General features: G+C 65.3%; 15 protein-coding genes. 2 read left to right on the top strand and 13 right to left on the bottom strand.

From position 1 onward, the window contains the following. Positions 1–68 precede the first annotated feature (68 nt). Entirely contained in the window at positions 69–1838 is a 1770-nt protein-coding gene (locus tag SH602x_RS12175) for a putative ABC transporter permease subunit (protein ID WP_479477043.1), read from the bottom strand. A gap of 120 nt (positions 1839–1958) precedes the next feature. On the opposite strand from SH602x_RS12175, the gene SH602x_RS12180 reads away from it, so the two are divergent. After that, positions 1959–2468, top strand: a complete 510-nt coding sequence (locus SH602x_RS12180; protein WP_479477044.1) for a hypothetical protein — start codon at positions 1959–1961, stop codon at positions 2466–2468. A gap of 159 nt (positions 2469–2627) precedes the next feature. Here the strand turns inward: SH602x_RS12180 and SH602x_RS12185 are convergent, their stop codons facing one another. The 5 genes from SH602x_RS12185 to SH602x_RS12205 all read right to left on the bottom strand — a co-directional run bounded on the left by SH602x_RS12185 (position 2628) and on the right by SH602x_RS12205 (position 8762). Beyond that, positions 2628–3371: an RsmE family RNA methyltransferase gene (locus SH602x_RS12185; protein WP_479477045.1), complete on the bottom strand. Its 744-nt coding sequence runs from the start codon at positions 3369–3371 to the stop codon at positions 2628–2630. Further along, entirely contained in the window at positions 3368–4375 is a 1008-nt protein-coding gene (locus tag SH602x_RS12190) for a sugar phosphate isomerase/epimerase family protein (RefSeq protein WP_479477046.1), read from the bottom strand. Before SH602x_RS12190 ends, SH602x_RS12185 begins: the two co-directional genes overlap by 4 nt. A gap of 153 nt (positions 4376–4528) precedes the next feature. Next, positions 4529–6070 (bottom strand): sugar ABC transporter ATP-binding protein, encoded by a 1542-nt coding sequence (locus SH602x_RS12195; RefSeq protein ID WP_479477047.1) that lies wholly within the window; start codon positions 6068–6070, stop codon positions 4529–4531. 23 nt (positions 6071–6093) lie between these two features. Then, positions 6094–7497: an ABC transporter permease gene (locus SH602x_RS12200; protein WP_479477048.1), complete on the bottom strand. Its 1404-nt coding sequence runs from the start codon at positions 7495–7497 to the stop codon at positions 6094–6096. 182 nt (positions 7498–7679) lie between these two features. Next, positions 7680–8762: a substrate-binding domain-containing protein gene (locus SH602x_RS12205; protein ID WP_479477049.1), complete on the bottom strand. Its 1083-nt coding sequence runs from the start codon at positions 8760–8762 to the stop codon at positions 7680–7682. A gap of 454 nt (positions 8763–9216) precedes the next feature. Here SH602x_RS12205 and SH602x_RS12210 point away from each other — a divergent pair, with 454 nt between their 5' ends. Next, positions 9217–10215: a serine/threonine-protein kinase gene (locus SH602x_RS12210; protein WP_479477050.1), complete on the top strand. Its 999-nt coding sequence runs from the start codon at positions 9217–9219 to the stop codon at positions 10213–10215. A 35-nt stretch (positions 10216–10250) separates the two neighbouring features. On the opposite strand, the gene SH602x_RS12215 is transcribed toward SH602x_RS12210, so the two are convergent. The 7 genes from SH602x_RS12215 to SH602x_RS12245 all read right to left on the bottom strand — a co-directional run bounded on the left by SH602x_RS12215 (position 10251) and on the right by SH602x_RS12245 (position 19062). Further along, a complete protein-coding gene (locus SH602x_RS12215; protein ID WP_479477051.1) occupies positions 10251–11486 on the bottom strand; it encodes a 3-keto-disaccharide hydrolase in 1236 nt (411 codons plus the stop codon). Between the two features lie 117 nt (positions 11487–11603). Next, positions 11604–12818: an ATP-binding protein gene (locus tag SH602x_RS12220; RefSeq protein ID WP_479477052.1), complete on the bottom strand. Its 1215-nt coding sequence runs from the start codon at positions 12816–12818 to the stop codon at positions 11604–11606. 122 nt (positions 12819–12940) lie between these two features. Next, on the bottom strand, positions 12941–13423 hold the full coding sequence (locus tag SH602x_RS12225) for a glycine cleavage system protein H (RefSeq protein ID WP_479477053.1): 483 nt from the start codon (positions 13421–13423) through the stop codon (positions 12941–12943). After that, entirely contained in the window at positions 13420–14721 is a 1302-nt protein-coding gene (locus SH602x_RS12230) for a coproporphyrinogen-III oxidase family protein (protein WP_479477054.1), read from the bottom strand. Before SH602x_RS12230 ends, SH602x_RS12225 begins: the two co-directional genes overlap by 4 nt. 86 nt (positions 14722–14807) lie before the next feature. Next, complete coding sequence (locus SH602x_RS12235; protein WP_479477055.1) at positions 14808–16208, bottom strand: outer membrane protein assembly factor BamB family protein; 1401 nt, start codon at positions 16206–16208, stop codon at positions 14808–14810. A 149-nt stretch (positions 16209–16357) separates the two neighbouring features. Further along, on the bottom strand, positions 16358–17497 hold the full coding sequence (locus SH602x_RS12240) for an iron-containing alcohol dehydrogenase (protein WP_479477056.1): 1140 nt from the start codon (positions 17495–17497) through the stop codon (positions 16358–16360). Between the two features lie 128 nt (positions 17498–17625). Next, positions 17626–19062, bottom strand: coding sequence for an aldehyde dehydrogenase family protein (locus SH602x_RS12245; RefSeq protein WP_479477057.1), 1437 nt, complete (start codon positions 19060–19062; stop codon positions 17626–17628). Positions 19063–19218 lie beyond the last annotated feature (156 nt).

Raw genomic sequence — 19218 nt, forward strand, 5'->3', positions numbered from 1 at the left:
TTTGCATGCCCACCCTTCCTTCGGAGATGTGAGCATGGCACACGAGCGACATCGACCTTCGCGGTGCGTTACGCTTCCAGTCGCTCGAACGCGCGGATGCCGATCCGCATGGGAACGACCGTCGCGAGAACGAACAGTCCGACGGCGATCGACATGCCGATGGCGACGGAACGCATCGATCCGAGCCCGATGAAGTCGTTCCAGAACCAGCCGAGCTGCACCTCGGTCAGCGCGTCGCCGGTGACCAGGAAACAGCTCGGGATGGCCACCACCAGGATGATCGCCAGCAGGTAAGCCGCGCTCGCCAGGAGGTTCATCGTGCCGCCGAAGCCGTTGGCGATCTTCGCGGGCGAGGGCTCCTTCAGGTCGGGAAACTTCGCCCCCAGTCCTACGGCCAGCGCGCACAAGCCGACCACCATCATCACGCACGTGACGAACCGCAACGCCACGAGCAGCGGCTGATCGAACGCGCCGAGCGTCGCGTCGTTGATCAGCGACAGCCCGACGGAAACGGGCAGCGTGCCGATGCAGGCGAACGCGAACTTCGACCAGAGCACGCTGCTGCGTTTGATCGGCAGCGTCCCCAGGATCCAGATGCAGCGTCCCTCCAGGCTGAGGAGCGGGAAGACGAACCGGGTCGTGAACGCCGACAGGATGAGCCCGTTCACCGCCAGATTCAGAAAGCCCAGGATGACCCGCCAGCGATCGAAGCTGAGCCCCAGGTCGAACCGGCGGAGCGTGCCGAAATAAATCACCATCAGCACGAAGAACAGCAGCAACTGGGCCCACTGAATCGGATCCCGCTTGAGCAGCGTCAGATCCTTCATCAGCATCGTTTGCAGCGTCGTCGGGAAAAAGCGGAAGATGCCGCGCAGCGGGGAGTCGAACAGCCCCGCGCCCGCGCGGCGTCGCGGCAGCTCCATTCCGTCGAGTCGACTGACGCTCTTGCGGAACCACCGTTCGCCGACGAACCCGGTCAGTTCCCGCGCGACGAGCGCCGTCGTGGTCACGATCGCGGCGTAGCCAAGCACGTCCCACGGCGTCCGGTCGCGATCGAGATGCGCCGCTTCGAGCAGGCCAGCGCTGAGCCACCAACTGGGGAACAGCCGCTGCTCCGCGAACGTCAAGCGCCGGATCAGTTCCTGGAACCACTCCGTGGTGAGCAGGGCATGCGAGATGCCGCCCAGCAGGAACCAGGCTCCGAAGACGAAGAGAGCGAGGACCGCGACGCCGATGCCGACGAACGTCGCCGTCCGCAATCGGGGCAGGAAGGCCACGACCGCCAGGCACGTCAGCGCCCCCAGACAGACCGGAATCGTCGCGTACGCCAGCATGAAGATCGGGAAGACGGCGTAGTAGATCCCGGGCGCTCCGTTGGCGAGCCCGTACGCCAGGAGCAGCGGCGCCGCGAGCACGAAGAAGCCCCAGTTGCTGAAGAAGAGCGTCTCGGTCAGCTTGTGCAGAATGATCCGCCGGACGCTGACCGGCCGCGACAGCAGGAAGCGGACCTCCGCGTTGCGGTAGAGGCTCACGTACGTCATCAGCGCCGACGACATGAGCAGCATCAGGAACAACGTCAGAAAGAAGACGTTGAACATGAGCTGGACGATCATCGTCCTGGACAACTCTTCGTGGATGACCCGCCGCAGGAAGCGGAAGCCTTCGCCGAAGAGCGCGAACAGCAGCAGCCACAAGAAGGCGCCCGACAGCGCGAGCAGCGTCGCCTGCATCCAGTTCCGCCTCAGCGCCGCCGTCAGGGCATGGACGGTCCGCGTGCGCCGCAGCCGGGAGAAGAGATCGGCCTCGGCGGCCCAGGCGAGAAGCTTCGGTTCGGCCACGTCTTCTCCGGAAGGAGCTTCAAGTTCGAGCGCCCCCTTACCGATAGGGCAGGGGCCGATAGGGCACGGGCCGTACGCGTCCGCGAAGAACAGCGAACGATCGACTTCCCGAGGCCGCCGATGTTTCCGCTCGCGATCGACAGTCTGGCGACGACCGCCGTGCAGGGGCTCGCTGCCGCGTTCGCCCCGCTAGCTCAGCTTACCGGCTCCAACGCAGCGTTCGAAGCGACGCTACGCGGAAGCGAGGGCGTCGGAGCGGAAGCAGGTTCCTCCGAAGCCTCGCCCGAGACGCTGGCGGCGCGGCTTCAGGAGTTGGGGGAGTCGATCCGGTCGACGCTCGAACGGAAGCTGGCCGACGCCGGCGTGGCGCTCGATTCGCCGCTGGAACTGGAACGCAACGCCTTCGGCCAGTGGTCGCTCGTCGACGCCGACTCGGCCGATCGGATCGCGGTCGAGCAGGCGCTCTCCGATCTGCCGCCTGACTTTCTCGACAAGCTGACCGAGTTCCGCCGCGCGGTCGCGGAACAGGAAGAAGCGCAAGGCGGCTTCGGCGGAGCGCTGGCCAACCTGATCGATCCGCGAGACGCCGTGCGATTGACCGTGTCGCGAGACGACCTGGCGATTGGTTAGTCTTTAGCGCGTCGTCTATCGACGCGTTGCGGCGGAGGCGTTCCTGTGTGCCACGGCTGGCTTGTCCAGCCGTGCCGAAACCCGCAAAGCGCTATCACGGCTGGGCAAGCCAGCCATGGCACACGGGATGGATGCCGCCACATCACGATGCGTTTCGCACTACCGCTTTATCGTCGCGGAGATGACGCCTGCGATCGCGATCGCAGCGGTCTCCATCCGCAGGATCGTTCGCCCGACGCCGACAGACTGCCAGTCCGCGAGCTTCGCCTGAGCGAATTCGCCTGAGGTGAACCCGCCCTCGGGCCCCACCAGCACGACGACTTTGGGCGGAGCAGCTCCCGAAAGCGAAGCGCCGCGGCAGGCTTCTCCGGCGACCTGACAGGCAGGCGGCCCCTGAGCGTCGGCGATCCAGCGCACGGCGGCCGGATCCTTCGACAGGATCTCCGCGAAGGGCGTCGGCTCGCCGATTTCGAGCAGGCGATTGCGTCCGCACTGCTTGCAGGCGTCGATCGATCGACGGAGCAGTTTCTCGGGCTTCTCGGCCTTGGCCGAACCGGCGGGAGACGAGAGGCTGCGTTCGGTGACGATCGGCGTCAGTCGCGCGACGCCGAGTTCCGTCAGCTTCTCGATCAGGAAGCCGGCTCGATCTCCCTTGGGGAGCGGCATCGCGAACTCGACGTGAATCGGAAGTTCGCGATCGACGTCGAGAACTTCCAGCGTGCGGGTTTCGACGTCGCTGCGGCCGAGAGCGACGATTTCCGCGACGGCCTCGCATCCCGAGCCGTCAAACAGCGTCACGCGCTCGCCCTGGCGAGCGCGGAGAACATGCAGCAGGTGGTGCGCTTCGACGCCGTCGATCCGCGTCACATCGCGAATCGCGGGAACGAAGAACCGCTCGCTCATTCCGCGGCGGCGTCGCCTTCGGCGGCGTCGCCTTCGGCGGCTTCCGCGGGGGCTTCTTCCGCAGCGGCCGCAGCAGGAGCCTGCTCCGACTGGTAGTAGCTCGGCTGCGGAGCGTGCAGGAACGAATGCTCCGGCATCGGCAGGCCGGCGGCTTCCCAGGCCTTATCGAACGCCATCGTCGTCTCGGCGACGATGTTTTCGCGGGTCATGCCGCGGAACTGCGACGAGTGCGGATACGGGGTGACCGGTCCGTCGTAGCCCTTCTCGAGCAGGATCTTCAGAACCTCGACCGCGTCGACGACGCCGTCCGTGCCGGGGAGCAGCCGGGCGCGGAAGTCGATCTTCGACAGATCGACGCCGCCCGGGACGTCCGCCAGGCGAACCGCGACGATGCGATCGCCGTCGAGGTCGCGGATCTGATCCATGTTGCCGCCGCCGACCCACCAGTGCCATGTGTCGAGCATGACGCCGACATTGCGGGCGGGGATCGCCTTGACCAGCGAGATCAGTTCTTCCGTCTTGCTCAGGAAGGGCGAGGAATCCTCGGGCCGCTTGCTGTTATCGGCCTGGAACGCGACGGCGAGCTTCATCTCGGCTTCGCCGAGCTTCTCGCCCACTTCGGTCAGGCGGGTGCGATGACGCTCGAAATTTTCCTGGAACGAGAGCCCATCGTTCACGGTCTGCGCGAAGACCCAGAACCGATCGGCTTCGATCGCGCGAGCGGCGTCCACGACGGGCTGCAGGCGGGACAGATCCAGGCGATATTCGGCCTCGGTGCCGAAAATCCGGACCGGCAGGGCGCCCCCGCCGATGCGAAGCTTGAAGCGACGCTTGGCGCTCACCAGGAAGCGGGCGCTGTGATCCAGGCTGCGAACTTCGACCCGCTTGCCGAAATCGGCCAGGTCGAGGTCCATCCCGTCGTAGCCGTAGGTCAGGGCCAGTTCGATGATTTCGCTGTGGCGCCCTGAGACGCTCAGCGCGGAGTTGCTGAAATTGCGAAACATCGCTTCTCTCGCGTGGCTTCTTGTCTGCTTCGGAGCGCCGGAATTTCGGGCGTCCGCCCCCGTAGGGGAAACCGCGAATTATGCCAGAAACGCCTCGGGGCGCGAAGGGGGAGCTTCCCGAGTCGTTCGGGCGACGAACGACGGACGCCCCATTCAGGAGATCGCCGGCGCCGCTTCCGTCTCGACCGCCGCGGCGACCATGATCCGCTCTTCGGTCGCTTCCTCGCGAGTGAAATGGGCGGTCAGGCGACCCTCCCGGAGGACGTAGATCCGGTCGCACACCGCCAGAAGCTCCGGCAACTCGCTCGACGTCATCAGCACGGCGAGCCCCTGCCGGCAGAGCCGATCCATCAGTCGATAGAGTTCCGCTTTCGCGCCGACGTCGACCCCGCGGGTCGGATCGTCCAGCAGCAGCGCTTTCGGATTCGTCAGCAGCCAGCGCCCGATGATGCACTTCTGCTGGTTGCCGCCGGACAGGCTGTCGATGGCGGCTTCGGGACCGTCCGTCTTGATGAGCAGCGACTGAATGGTCTCGGTCGTCTTGCCCTGTTCGCGCGCGGGATTGATTACGCCCGCGGTCGCGACCTGTTTCAGCGAGGACAACGTGACGTTCTCGCGCACGTTCATCGTTCGGACGAGGCCGAGCCGCTTGCGATCTTCCGTCACGAGCGCGACGCCCGCCTTCACGGCCTCCCGCGGATGGGCGAAGCGGACCGGCTTATCCGCCAGCAGATATTCGCCCTGGAACGGCATGTCGTTCGCGCCGAACAGGCACTCGAACAGTTCGGTACGCCCCGCTCCCATCAGTCCCGCGAAACCGACGATCTCTCCCGCGCGAACGTGGAACGAGACGTCACGCAGCCGCAATCTTCCGGGGCGACCGGCCCAGGGGAGGGAGAGTTTCTCGACGGAGACGACCGTCTCGCCGGGCGACCGGGGCGAATGGTGCGACGCCTGTTCGATCTCCCGCCCGACCATCAGGTGGGCGATCTCGACGGGATCGGTCTCCTTGCGGTTCAGCGTTCGCACGAATTGCCCGTCGCGAAGCACGGTGATCCGATCGGACAGCCGGAAGATCTCCTCCATCTTGTGGGAGATGTACAGGATCGTGACCCCCTTCTTTCGAAGTTGGGCGATCACCCGATCGAGCCGTTCGACCTCCGACTCCGTCAGCGCGCTGGTCGGTTCGTCCATGATCAGGATGCGGGCGTGGAGCGAGATCGCCTTGGCGATTTCAACCAGTTGCTGATCGCCGACCCGGAGCGATCCGGCCGGATCGTCGGGCGAGAAGTCGGCCTCCAGTTCGCCCAGGAACTTTCCTGCTTCGCGTCGCATGGCCGCGTCGTCGCGCAGAAGAAATGCATTCCGCTTCTCGCGACCGAGGAAGATGTTCGCCGCCGCGGAAAGCTGCTCGACGAGGTTCAGTTCCTGATGAATGATGCTGACGCCGGCCGCTTCGGCGTCGCGCGTGCCGCCGAAGCGCACGAGCTCGCCCGCGACGCGAACTTCTCCGTCGTACTCGCCGATCACGCCGGCGAGGATCTTCATCAGCGTGCTTTTGCCGGCGCCGTTCTCTCCGCAGATGGCGTGGAACTCGCCGGGCTCGACGTCGAACGAAACGTGCGACAGGGCCTGCACCCCGCCGAAGCGCTTGCTCACGTCGCGAACGGAGATGATGGGAGTCGCGGCGGACATGACGGTCGAGAAGAAGGAGGAAGTTACGCCGCCCGCGCCGCCTGCAAGCCCTTGAGCGATCCGAGCGCGACGACCGCGAGCGCCGCGACGATCGCTCCTGCGACCAGGCCCTGCGCCACCGCGGCGATCAGCCCGGCGAAGAACACGACGGCGACGATCGCGAAGACGCCGAGCGCCCCGGGGAAATAACTCCGCCGCTGGGCCGACGCGACGCGAAGCTGGCTGAACGCGACGGCGAACACGACGACGACGCCGACGATCAGCCCCTCGTAGACGTCGGAACCGGTCTTGATGATCTTCGCGACGCCGTCGACGACGGTCCGCAGGAAGAGCGCTCCCAGCACGACGCCGACTACGGTTCCGGCGCCTCCCTGCAAGCTGCATCCGCCGACGACGGCCGAGGCGATCGCGTTCAGTTCGTACCCGCGGCCGAGCATCTGCGGATCGGCGCCCGCCTGGTCGCACAAGTAAAAGATGCCGGCGATCGAGGCGGTCATCGTGCCGATGCAGTAGGCGAGCCACTTGACCGACTCGGTCCGGATGCCCGACAGCCGCGCCGCCTGTTCATTTCCGCCGAGCGCGTAGAGATGGCGCCCGACGACCGTGTAGGCGAGCAGCAGCCAGAGCCCCACGGCAAGCGCCAGGAAGACGACCAGCGGGATCCAGATCGACGTCGCCAGGTAACGGAACGACGAATCGAAGATGTAGATCTGCGTCGTCTTGCTGCCGAACTGGGAGGTGACGAACTCGACCAGCGCGCGGGCCAGACTGCGCAGGCCCACCAGCGTGGCGAGCGTCGCGATGAACGGGGGCAAACCGATCGACGTGATCAGCCAGGTATGCAGCGTCCCGACGAGGAATCCGATGAACAGGGTCCCGACGATCGCGAGCGGTCCGACGTACCAGGGAAGCCCCTCGCTCCCCTCCATCGCTTCGGGCGCGAGGATCTTCATCAGGCAGGCGCAGACCGTCGCGGCGAAGGCGATCATCGATCCGCTCGACAGATCGATCCCGCCCGCGATGATCACGACCGCCGCGCCGAGCGCGAAGATGCCGAGGTAGGTGGTCTGTCGGATGATCTCGATCGAACTTGAGCGGGGATCGACGAGGTACGTGCGGTTCTGATCGAGGACGAGCGTCAGTAACGCCACGATCGCGATCGCCCAGATCAGCCCCTCGGCGTTGTGGTAGCGCTTGCCGAGCAATCGCCGCCGGCCCCACCATCCGAGGAACGCCAGGAAGCCCATGCCGTAGGCGAGCAGGATCCCGATCCGCCCGCGGCCCGGCAGCGAAACGGATTCCGCCTGCGTCCAGTCGAGCCAGGTGACGTACGCGATGCAGAGGGCGGCCGCGGCGACGCCGAAAGCGATCAGCCAGCCGCAGAAAACGGCCGCTGAGGGGCGCGAAACTTCGGCGTCGGAAGTCATGAGCAGCGAATCAGGAGAGAAGAATCGCGAGAGAAGCAGTCGCGTCGGGCGTTCGATCAGGTCGCGATGGGGCGAGAGTTTCCTGACCTCGCCCCTGTACAGATCGCGGCGAGGTCAGACGACCTTCTGCCAGCGAGACGCCTGACCGGCGCGACGATCGATCGCTTCGAGCCGCCGGACGATCAGGACTGCTTGAGTCCGTACTCGTCGAGCCAGGCTTTGAATTCGTCGATGGTCTGCACCTGCACGCCCTCGCCGAACTCGCTCTTGCGAACGTAAATCGGCGAATCGGCGTTCGGCACGACCACCTTCAGATCGGTGTAGTAGATGTTTCCGTCTTCGCCGTCGGGATCGGGGAACATTTCCTGCTCGACCGCTCCGTCCTTCTTCGCCATCGCCTGGAGCAGCCGCACGGTCTGGCGACCCATCTCGAACGGGTTCTGCACCACCAGCACGTCGATGTTGCCCTGGCCCATCTGCTCGATCGTGATCGGCTCGGCGTCGAAGGTGACGACGGCGAACTTGTCGCGGACCTTCTTTTCCACCACGACGTCGGCGAGCGCGGGACCGTTGTAGGACCAGATGCCGACCAGCGCGACGGCGTCCGGATGATTGGAGATCGCGTTGCGGACGTTCTCGCGGGCGCGGGTCTTGTCGGCGTCGTCCGCCATCCGGTCGGCTTCGACGATCGGGGCGATCGCTTCCTTCACGCCGTCCATCCGCTTGACCGCGTTATCGGCGCCGGTCCGTCCGACGAAGGCGACATAGCTTCCTGCGTCGACGTTCTTGTCCTCGAGCAGCATCTTGGTCGCCTGCCCCAGGACCTTCCCCGCCTCGAAGTTCTCGGTGCCGATGTAGTAGCTCCGGACCGAGGCGTCGGTGATGTCGTTATCGACGGTGATGACCGGGATGCCCTTGTCCCGCAGTTTCTGCAGTTCGGCGGCTATCGCGGCGTTCCCCGCGTCGATCGGAGAGATCGCGACCGCGGCGACGTCCGACTGCGAACCGAACTGCCGAAGCTTGTCGATCTGGCCCTGCGGCGTGCCGTCGTTAACTTCCATCACCGCGGTGTAGCCGGAGTCCGCGATCTTGAACTCGGCGGCTCCCTTATCCATGCCCGCGCGATAGGCGTCCCAGTAGGGCGAGTTCGTATTGTTCAGAAAGATGATCCGCTTCGTTTGCGGCGCCGTGTCGCATCCGGCGAGCGTGACGACGGCTGCCGCCACAGCGGTCGAGAAAATGCCGGCGAAGAGTCTGCGGTTCATGAGTCGATCCGGGGAGAAGAAGTGGCGTCGCCCATTATGGCGGCGACGAACTTGTTTTTAAATAGTCTTTATAAAGTGAGTCAGGAACTTCGTCCGGAGTATCCGGGGAAGCCCCTGATGCAGGCCTTCCGACCCTCGCGCTCAGCCGCGCTGTCAACTTGCCGCACCCGGCGAACGATGGCGTAAGGGAAGACTGAGGACCGTCAGCGGACGGCTAAAGGGCCGGCTCGAATTCTAGCCGTCACAAAGGGTTAGCTCAAGCGTTTCCCGATTCTGCACGCATCAAATGCTCCGAAGCCCGCGCACGAACATGCCGATAGGAATGGCAGGGATGCGGGGCTCGAATTCGCCTTCGCGCCGCCCGGCCAGATTCTTAGGCTCGGAACGCCTGTCGGTCCGAACCTGGGGACCGGGCGAACCGATCGCGCTGCGATCGTCCTCCGTGAATTGACGAATGAGTCCGACGAACCCGATTCGACGTATCGATCTCGGTCCTCCGCGAGGAGAAGCGTCTCCGCGCTTCGCCGGCTGGCGGACGCTGTACGCGATGCAGTCCTCGTTCCACCACGCGGTCTACCGCGCTGCCCCTGCCGACAGCGACCAGGCGGAGGCCGATTACGTTCTGAAGACCCTGAGCCGCGAAGGAGCGATGCAGCCCGCCCGTCGGGCGGCATTCCATCGCGAAGCCCTGGCCGCCGGGTCGGTGCAGAATCCGCACCTGATTCCGGTCCTCGACGGCGACCTGCAAGGCGATCGACCGTTCCTGGTCTTCCCGTTTCTGGAAGGCTCGACCCTCCGACAGGCGGTCAGCCATCGCATGCCGCTATCGCTGCCGCAGGCGCTCTGGACCATCCGCCAGGCGGCCGAAGCGCTGACGGCGCTGCACAGCGCCGGCTACGTCCATCTCGACGTGAAGCCGGAAAACCTGCACCTGTCGCCGCGCGGCCACGTCACGCTGCTCGATCTGGGAAGCGCTCAGAGAATGGGCGAGCGTCTGCACGATCTCTCGGGCGACGTCGCCTACTCCGCGCCCGAACTCTGGTCGAGCCCGTTCGTCGCCAGCGGGAGCGCGGACGTCTATTCGCTCGGCCTGACGCTGTTCGAGGCGCTTGTCGGGGCGCCTCCCTGCGATGCGACGAACGCCGAGGAGTGGATCGCCTTCCACAAGCTGGGCGACTCGTCGAAGCTGCGGGAGTCTCTGCCCCACCTGCCGATCGAACTCGCGCAGCTCGTCGAGTCGATGCTCCGCAAGACGCCGGGACGTCGCCCCAGCCTGGCGACGATTCGGGAAGAACTCGTGCGGCTGGAGGTCTCCACCTTCCGCGATCGGCGGTCGCTCCTTCGCCCGTTCGATCCGGACCGTCCGTCCGGCGGAGACGGATCGAGCGCACGAAAAAGCCGACCGCTCACGGAACGGTCGGCTTCGACGAATCGCATCAGCAAGGCCGGCTGACGCTATTTCACAGGGCAGGCGCTTCGCCTGCCAAGCTAGTCCTGCTGCGACAGGTCGATGATCTCGACCTCCTTGAAGCGGACCTTCACGTCCTGGTCGGCGTGGACCTGCAGGGCGATCTTGCCAGACTTGCGGCCGGGATCGTTCTGGATCTCCGCCGACTTCTGGCCGTTGACGTGAACGACGACGCGGTCGCCGATCGCGATGACCGTCATCTCGTTCCATTCGCCCGGCTTGAACCACTTCTTGACGTCTTCGGGCTTGGGCTGCACGACCCAGGCGCGTCCGCCCGATTCGTACAGGCCGCCGGCGTCCTTCTCGGCGTCGATCTCCGCCTGGAAACCTTCGACGCCCAGGTCGCCCTTCTCCTCGACGCGGAAGTAGAGGCCGCTGTTGCCCTGCTCCGCCTTGTAGAGGACCCGGGCCGCGAAGTCGGAATACTCGCCGTCGGCGACGAGATGGCCGAACTCCTTGGTGTCCGGGGTCGCCGTGCCGACGATCGCGCCGTCCTCGACCTTCCACTCGCCTCCGCCGATCGTGCGCCAGCCGCCGAGCGTTTCGCCGTCGAACAGGCTGGTCCACTCGGTCTTGCCGAGATCCTTGATCCGGACGTTACGCCAGCGGATCTGACCTTCCTTGCCGCTATGGACCTGGAGCGCGATCAGCCCTTCGAGCGTCATGGCGTCGAGCAGGTCGGCGCACGGGACGCCGTTGACGAAGGTCTTGATGTGCGGACCGCGGCACTCGATGACGTACTCGTTCCAGTCGTCGACCTTGAACGCCGCCTGCGCTTCGGGATGCCCGGTCAGGGGATAGAGCCAGCCCCGGCGGCTCTCGTCGTAGATACCGCCCGCCCACTTGCGATCGGACGGGTCGACCTCCATCTGGTAGCCGAAGACCTTCCCCTTGTCGTTGATCTCGGAGCGGAACTGCACGCCCGAGTTGCCGGGGATGTCGAGCTTCAGTTCGCACTTGAAGATGAAGTCGCCGTACAGCTTGTCGGTGCAGAGGAACGTGTTCGGCCCCGGCCCGACCTTGCCGACGATCTGGTCGCCCTCGATCTCGTAGGTCGCCTCGCCCCCTTCCTTGTGCCAGCCGGAGAAGTCCTTGCCGTTGAAGAGCGGGACGAAGCCTTCTTCGTCGGCGACCGCGGCAGGAACGGACTTCGATTCCGCCGGCTTATCTTCGGCGAACGCGGGAGAGACGAAGGCGAAAGAACAACCGAGCGAAAGAATCGCCGTCGGCGCGAACGCGGCGAGAGCGCGCTTCATCAGGGGGAACTCCGGACGAGACACAGGGAGGGAACGCGGAAGCAGCCGGTCAGTATAGTCGGCGGAGGCTTCGCTTCACGGCGCTCGGGCTGAAGCTTCTCGAAGGGCTGATGCCCATCAGATATCCAGCTCATCCAGACTGTCGATCAGCCGGTCGAGGTCGTCCTTGGGACCGGCGTCGCGGTCGGACTGGCGCTTGGGAATGCCGACGGAAAGGCCGACGGCGTCGCGGCCGGCGAGGAGCAACTGTTCGTCCCGTTCGCGCGCGGCGACGGCGACGGGGTCTTCCGCGGGACCTCCGCCGAAGAGGAGCGACAGGTCGATCTTCAGCCCCGCGGTCTCGCCTTCGGCGCCGGCGATGGCGGGCGACTTGTGCTGCGGGAAGATGATCGCGTTCTCGGGGCAGACCCGACTGCACGCGGGGCAGCCCTTGCGACAGTTGTCGGGCTGCTCGACGAGGATCGTCTCCGCCGTGTCGACGCCGTAGACGCCGAACAGGCAGAAGTCGATGCACTCCATGCAGTTCGTGCAGCGGCTGTAGTCGATCACCGGGTACCACCGCCGACCGCCCGACCCCTCGATGCGGACGAGCGCCGCGGGAGCGAGAGGCTCCGCCGCCTGTCCGTTCGACTCCACGGTCGGAGCGGAAGGAACGATCCCGAGCGCTTCGGCCGGCGAAGCGCCGCGTGCGATCGCCTCCGCGACCGAACCGTTGCCGGAGCCGGTCGCGTGGCCGTTTCCGTTCGTCGCGGGAGCGCCGTTCTTGTGCGAACCGTTCGACGCGGCAGGCGCTGCCCCGTTCGTCGCGCTCTTCCCGTTCGACTGGCCGAGTCCGCCGCCCAAGTCGATCGCTACGAGCGACGCGGTCAGCTCGCGGAAGATCCGTTTGACCTCGTCGACGTAGGCCTGCGGCTGGTCGCTGGCCTTGAAGTCGATGCAGTAGATGCTCCGCGCGGGAATCTCGCGGGCGTCGAGGACTCGCTTCTTCGATTCGGCAGCGGTCGCCTCGTCTTCCAGTTCGTCGTCGTCCTCGTCGTCATCGGAGGCCTGGACGAGTAACGTCGTACCGGCCTTGCCCTGCACGCCGCGACGATCGAGGGCCCACCGCGCGGCCCGTTCGTAGAGCCAACTGATCAGGACGAAATGTCCCTTCACGCCTTCGAGCGCCAGGATGCCCGCGCTGTCGTCGGCCAGGTCGTAGAGATGGGGGACGACGATGACGTCGATGCCGCTCTCCAGCATCAGCCGGACGATGACGTCCTCTTCCAAGTTCCGCTTGGCGGGACTGGCGCTCTGTCCTTGCGAGATGACGACGGCCAGTCGTTTCGCCATAGGTGATTCGTCAGTCGCTGCAGAGGGAAGGGGAATAGAGGAAACCGGACGCATTCCTCTTGTCGACTTCGTTGACCCCGATTGCAAGCAATCGGGGCCGCCCGGAACTCAGGAACGACTCGCTACGCGTTCGCCTGACCTTTGATCGTCCGCTGGGTCACTTCCCAGACGTCGTCGAGGTGGGCGAGGTAAGCGGAAGGTTCCAGGAGTCCGGAGCCGTCGGTCTCGATCTCGAAGAGCCAGCCGGAGCCGTACTTGTCCACGTTGATGCCGCTGGGGTCCTCCAGCAGGCGGTAGTTGAACCGTACGATCCGGCCCGCGGCGGGAGCGTACAGGGCGCTCTCCGCCTTCTTGCTTTCGATCGAACCGATCTCCTGACGATAGACGACGACCGTTCCCGGGTCGACCGTCCATTCGAGGAAATAGACGTCCTGCAGAAGCCGGACGGCGTAGGCGGCGAGGCCGAACCGGAGGACGGGGCCCTCGCCAAGCGCCCACATGTGGTTCTTCGCGTAGCGACGATTCGTAGGAAACGCCGCCGGGAATTCGCCCATCCGGAAGACCAGTTCGTCGCCTCCTGCCGCGGCGGAGTCGGCGTCGGTCATGTGTAGCGGACTCCCTGATGCTGCGGTTCGAAGAAGGGGGGGAGCAGGGCGTCCGCCCGCAACAGTCCGTCGCGCGTCAACTCCGCCCGGTTCTCGTCGAAGGTCAGATAGCCCTCGTCGCGGTGGGATTCCCAGACGGAGCGCCATTCCTCGAAGACGTCGACGCCGAACTTGTTCTGGAAATAAGCGCCGTCGAGCCAGCCCTTCTTCAGTTGCAGGATCAGTTCGCGGATCAGCGCCTCGCGCGGGGTCGGCCGGTACGCCCGCATCAGCGGAAGCTGGCGTTCGTTCAGGGCGTCCTTGTACTTCGCCATGTCGGCGTGGTTCTGGTAATGGACGCCTGACAGGTGCCCGAAGCTGGCGATCCCGGTCGCGAGCAGGTCCGATCCCTTCCAGAGATTGTCGCGATAGCTGAAGTTGACCTTCGTCGGATCCTTCACGACCGTGTAGGCGCTCGAGACCGAATAGCCGTTGGCGAGAAACTCGTCGAAGGCGTAGCTGACCCAGTCGCGCTTCGTCGGCCAGTCGGCGACCGGCGTTTCGATCTGGTTGCCGAGGATGTCCTGCGAATAGACCGTGTTGAACGGCAACTCCATCTGGTAGATCGTCACGCTCTCAGGCGACAACTCCAGCGTGCGACGGATGTTCTCGCGCCAGTTGTCCCACGTCTCGCCGACCATGCCCGAGATCAGGTCGATGTTGACGTTGGGGAAGTTCGCCTCCTCGATCCACTTCCAGGCCTTATAGACCTCGGGCGACTGGTGCGCGCGGCCGTTCGATTCGAGGATTTCGTCGCTGAAGTTCTCGACCCCCAGGCTCAGTCGCGTCACGCCCAGGTCGCGGAGGCACTTCACCTTCGGCTCCGACAGCGTGCCGGGCTCGCACTCGAACGTGACCTCTTCGGCGTGATCCCAGTTGACGTTCGCCCTCAGCCGATCGACGAGCGACGTGAGCTGCTTGACCGACAGGAACGACGGCGTGCCGCCGCCGAAGTAGACGAAGCGGAAGGGCCGACCCCCCATCGCCGGCTGCTGGCTGACCAGTTCGATCTCGGTCGACAGGGCGGAGACGTACTCTTCGATCTCCGCCGCGCGGACGTCGGTGAAGACCTTGAAGTAGCAGAATTTGCACCGCTTCCGGCAGAACGGAATGTGCAGATAGAGCCCCAGCGGCGTGTCGCGGGGGGGGGACGCCAGCGCGGTCTCGATCTCCCCCAGGCTCTCCTTCGTCCATTGCGAGAAGGGGGGGTAGTTCGAGATGAAGTAACTGCCGACTTCGGTCTTCGTCGTTTCGGTCATGAGGCGTTCGGGCCGATCGTTCGTGCCGGAGGCGGGAGCGAGAGTCGATAGGGCGGGGAGGCGTACGGCGGGTTCGGAAGCGGAAACTACTTGGGCGCGGCGAAGCAGTAAACCTTGCCGTCGTCGTCGGCGATGATCAGCCGACCCTCCGCCACCGCGGGGGATGCGACGATCGAGCCGCCCAGTTCATACTCCCAAACCACCTCCCCCTTGTCCAGCGACAGGGCGAGAACCGTCCCCCCCATCGTGCCCAGAAACGCACGGTTTCCGACCACGACGGGCGAGCCCTCGATCGGGTCGGAGGCCGTCAGGCTCCACTTCGGTTCGCCCGTCAGCCGGTCGAGTCCCAGGATGATCCGGCTGCGGCTGGCTACGACGATCACGTCCTCGGTCGCCGCTGCGCTGTTGCGGAACTCCGCCTTCGATTCGGGCGTATGGCGCCAGACCTGTTCGATCTTTTTCCAGTCGATGGCGAAGACGTCGCCGCCGTGCGTTCCGAAATAGACGACGTCCCCGACCGCGGCGGGCGTCGCGCCAGTCGGCGAGTCGATCGGCACTTCGCCCAGCGATTCGCCCTTCTGCACGTCGACCACGTGCAGCTTGCCGTCGCAGCCGGCGAGGAACGTCCGGGAACCGACGATCGTCGGCGTGCAGCGGATCTGGTCGGCGATCTCGAACTTCCACTTCTCCTCGCCCGACATGGCGTCGAGGGCGTACAGGAAATGGTCCTGCGATCCGATCAGGACGACGTCTTCGTAGAAATTGGCGCCGGAGTTGATTTCCGCCCCGGTCTCGAACGTCCAGAGTTCCTTGCCCGTCTTCGCGTCGAAGCAGAAGACCATCCCGTAGACGCCGCCGACGTAGAGGCGCCCGTCGTAGTAGGCCGGCGAGGCGGTGAAGCTGTCGTCGACCTTGACCTGCCAATGCTCTTCGCCGCTGGTCAGATTCAGGGCGACGAGCCGACCGTCCCAGTCCGCGAGGTAGACGACGTCGTTCGCGATAATCGGCGACGCCTCGAAGCCGCCTTTCTCCAGTTCGTATTCCCACGCGACTTCGAGCTTCTCCGGCAGCGTCGCGGCGGAGACGCCGGTCGAAGAACGGTTGCCGCGGAAGAGCGTCCAGTTCTCGGCAGGCGATTTTTCGAGCGTCGCTTCTCCGGCGCTTCCAGAATCGGAACCCGCCGCGGGCGCAGTGACCGGAGTCGCCTCGGAAGTAGGGTCGTCCGTAGGCCGGATAGCTTTTTGCTCTTCGCTGGTCGAATCGGTTGGATTCGGAGAAGGAGAAGTTTCCGATGTCGGATCCGCCGACTCGCCAGCTTCAGGCTCTCCTGCGACCGGAGTCGTATCCCCAGGCGGCGAAACGCTGGGCGCCGATTCTTGCGAAGCGTCGCAGCCGACCGCCGTCAGGGCGACGACCGCGAACGCCGTCAGAAGCGAAGTGAAAGACTTCGAAAGCAGGCTTCCGAAGCGACGAGAGCGATAGAGCATCGCGGAACCTGCTTCGGTAATGGGAGGGCGGAGGAGGGGCGACTGGGGATTGCCCCTGATGCATCATTCACGCTTAACCGGGCGAATGCAAATCGTTCGCAAGTCGCATCCGGCGGTCCCGATCGCAGAAGAGCGCCGAGCGAACGGGCTCACAGCGCTCGTTCGTAGATCGCTCGACAGTCGGCTGCCGTGACCTCCCGGGGATTGAACGACGCGGTCCACTGCTTCGCGGCATCCTCAGACAATGTCTCGAAATCGGAAGGGACCACGCCCAGTTCGCTCAGTTTCGACTTCAGTCCCGAGGCGGCGAGGAACTCCTCGACGCGCGCGGCGAGCGCTTCGCCCTTCGTATGCTTCCCGTTGGAGGCGCCGAACAGCAGCAGGTCGTACCGGTCGCCGAACTTCTCGCCGTTGAAGCGGATCACATGGGGGAGCATGGCCCCGACCGCCTGGCCATGGACGATGCCGTACTTCGCGGTCAGCGGGTTGGCGAGCGCATGGGCGGCGCCGAGCATGGAGTTCTCGATCGCGAGGCCGGCCAGCGCCGCGCCGAGTTGCATCGATCCCCGCGCCTCCAGATCGCCCGGACGTTCGAGGACCGATAGAAAGCTGCCGCTGAGCAGGGTCCAGGCCTGCCGACTGAATTCCAGCGAGACGACGTTCCGCTTTCGCGTGACGAACGTTTCGATCGCATGGGCGATCGCGTCGACGCCGGTCAGCGCCGTCACGACCGGCGGCTGAGTCACCGTCAGCTCCGGATCGAGCAAAGCGATGCGGCAGGCGGCCTTCTTGTCGCCGCAGGCCATCTTCGCGTGCGTGTCGGCGTCCGAGATCAGGGCGAACGACTGCGTCTCGCTACCCGTGCCCGATGTCGTCGGAACGGCGAACATCGGCAGCATGGGGAGCTTCGCCTTGCCGACGCCCCAGTAATCCTGCATCCGACCGCCGTTGGTCAGGACGAAGTTGATCCCCTTCGCGCAGTCGATCGAGCTTCCCCCGCCGAGGCCGACGATCAGGTCCGGCTTGAACTCTTTCGCGAATGCGACGCCCCCTTCGACATGCGCGGTCGTCGGGTTCTCTTCAATGTCGGCGAACAGGCCGACTTCCAGACCGGCGGCCTCCAGGCTCTCCATGCCCCGGTCGGCGTGGCCGACCTTGACGATGCCCGGATCGCTGACCAGGAGCGCCCGCTTCGCGCCCAGTTCGGTCGCCAGTTCGCCCAGCCGCGCAGCGCTCCCCGGCCCGAAGATCAGGCGGGTTCTCGTTTCGAACTCGAAGGGAGTCAGCATAGAGCGCCGAATAAATGCGCGGTCGGAGCCGTCAGTCTTGTAGGGCTGGCGCCCTCGCCTGCCAGAGAACGAAGTACCAGCTTCGTGGCAGGCGAGGGCGCCAGCCCTACGAGGAAATGCGATACGCCCTACGCGACCGGAACGGCGATCTCTTCAGTTTGATAGGCGCGTGAGCGAAAGAGGAAATCGATGATGTTCCCCTCGTGCGGCTGCAGCCAGTTCAGTCGCGTCGTCGGGACGGGTCCGATATTCAGCCGATCGACATGCACGGCGTCCGTCAGTTGACCGATCCACTTCGGGTCGCTCGTCAGCGCCGTGCAGACCAGCGTGTAGCCGATCTCGGAGAGCATCTTCTCCTGCGGACACTCGACGACCGAAACGAACGGGAACATGAACTCCTTCCGCCCGATCGCCTGCTTCGGCGATGTGCAGTGCGCCACGATCGGTCGCAGGTAGGCGCAGCGTTCCTGCTCGATCAGCCGCGGCCCGTAGGGGGCGGTCATGTGCGTGACGCCCTGTTCCTTCAGGTCCTCTTCGATCATCGACCAGACCGCGGCGCCCATGCCCGGCGTCGTGAACGCGGCGAGACCCGCTTCCGGATCCTGCGGCGGCTTGACCTCGATCGGTCCGAGTCGCTCCGCCAGCGCCTGGGCGATTTCCTTCGTATGCCGCGGGGCGTAGATCGCCGACGCGTTGATGCAGCCGCGACCCGAGTTGGCGTAAACGCTTTCGGCCATCAGATCGACGTAGCGTTCCCAATTGTCGACGACGTCGTCGCCGATGAGGATCTTGGAGAAGCCAGGCCCGTGGACCTGGACCTTGGGGTTCCCCTTGAACTGTTCGACGGTCTTCTCGCTGCCGAAGATCATCGAACGCGAGCAGTCTGACATGATCGCGGAGCCCGCGTCATGATCGCCCGGGTAGAGACTGAACGCCTCCTCGGGGATGCCGGCCTTCATGAAGGCGCTGACGATGCGGTAGGGCGTCCAGGGCTCCGACGTGCCGGGCTTCAGCGCCAGGCCGATCTGCAGCGGAATCGCCGGCAGCCAGAGCGTATGCACGCCCGGCGAGTTCGACGGCAGCACGGCGCCCAGGATCGGCGTCTGCGCCTGGTAGCTGACCGTCACGCCGCGGTCTTCCTGACCGTATCCCCGGGCGAGAATGTTCAGGTCCAGCCCGCGGGTCAGGCAGTCGAGGATGCGGTCCATGTTCCGCAGCACGAACGCGTTCTTGCCGATGTTCGCCCGGCAGAGGCGTTCGGGCAGACCCGTGCTGGCCGACTGCTGATGGACGAAATCGTCCGGCGACTGCTGCCCGTCGCCGAGGGGGAGCGTGTCATTTTCGTAGTAATCCGCCGCCTGCTTCACCTTGTCGAGCAGATCGGCGACCGGGATCGAGCGGAGCGCGTCGCGGGCGTTTTGCGCCTTCTTCAGATCGCGCGAAACGATGCCGCCGTTGGCCTTGCTGACCTTGGCGATCGGTTCGCCGGTCGCGAAGTGAATCACCTCGTACTGTTCGAGGGATTCGTACGGCTTGCCCCAGCGAAGAACGGGAATGTGCAGCACGGCGGAATTGTCTCGTTAGAGTCCGATGCTTCGATTCGTCTCGTAGGGCTGGCGCCCTCGCCTGCCATGAAGCTGGTACCCGGTTCCGTGGCAGGCGAGGGCGCCAGCCCTACGAAAAGGCGAGCCATCATTGGATGCAGGATGCCCTTCGCAGGT

It is taken from the genome of Lignipirellula cremea (assembly GCF_056501455.1).

Coding starts and splice junctions, on each gene's coding strand:
- SH602x_RS12180 (WP_479477044.1), top strand. CDS start 1,959: ATGTTTCCGCTCGCGATCGACAGTCTGGCGACGACCGCCGTGCAGGGG.
- SH602x_RS12185 (WP_479477045.1), bottom strand. CDS start 3,371: ATGAGCGAGCGGTTCTTCGTTCCCGCGATTCGCGATGTGACGCGGATC.
- SH602x_RS12190 (WP_479477046.1), bottom strand. CDS start 4,375: ATGTTTCGCAATTTCAGCAACTCCGCGCTGAGCGTCTCAGGGCGCCAC.
- SH602x_RS12195 (WP_479477047.1), bottom strand. CDS start 6,070: ATGTCCGCCGCGACTCCCATCATCTCCGTTCGCGACGTGAGCAAGCGC.
- SH602x_RS12200 (WP_479477048.1), bottom strand. CDS start 7,497: ATGACTTCCGACGCCGAAGTTTCGCGCCCCTCAGCGGCCGTTTTCTGC.
- SH602x_RS12205 (WP_479477049.1), bottom strand. CDS start 8,762: ATGAACCGCAGACTCTTCGCCGGCATTTTCTCGACCGCTGTGGCGGCA.
- SH602x_RS12210 (WP_479477050.1), top strand. CDS start 9,217: ATGAGTCCGACGAACCCGATTCGACGTATCGATCTCGGTCCTCCGCGA.
- SH602x_RS12215 (WP_479477051.1), bottom strand. CDS start 11,486: ATGAAGCGCGCTCTCGCCGCGTTCGCGCCGACGGCGATTCTTTCGCTC.
- SH602x_RS12220 (WP_479477052.1), bottom strand. CDS start 12,818: ATGGCGAAACGACTGGCCGTCGTCATCTCGCAAGGACAGAGCGCCAGT.
- SH602x_RS12225 (WP_479477053.1), bottom strand. CDS start 13,423: ATGACCGACGCCGACTCCGCCGCGGCAGGAGGCGACGAACTGGTCTTC.
- SH602x_RS12230 (WP_479477054.1), bottom strand. CDS start 14,721: ATGACCGAAACGACGAAGACCGAAGTCGGCAGTTACTTCATCTCGAAC.
- SH602x_RS12235 (WP_479477055.1), bottom strand. CDS start 16,208: ATGCTCTATCGCTCTCGTCGCTTCGGAAGCCTGCTTTCGAAGTCTTTC.
- SH602x_RS12240 (WP_479477056.1), bottom strand. CDS start 17,497: ATGCTGACTCCCTTCGAGTTCGAAACGAGAACCCGCCTGATCTTCGGG.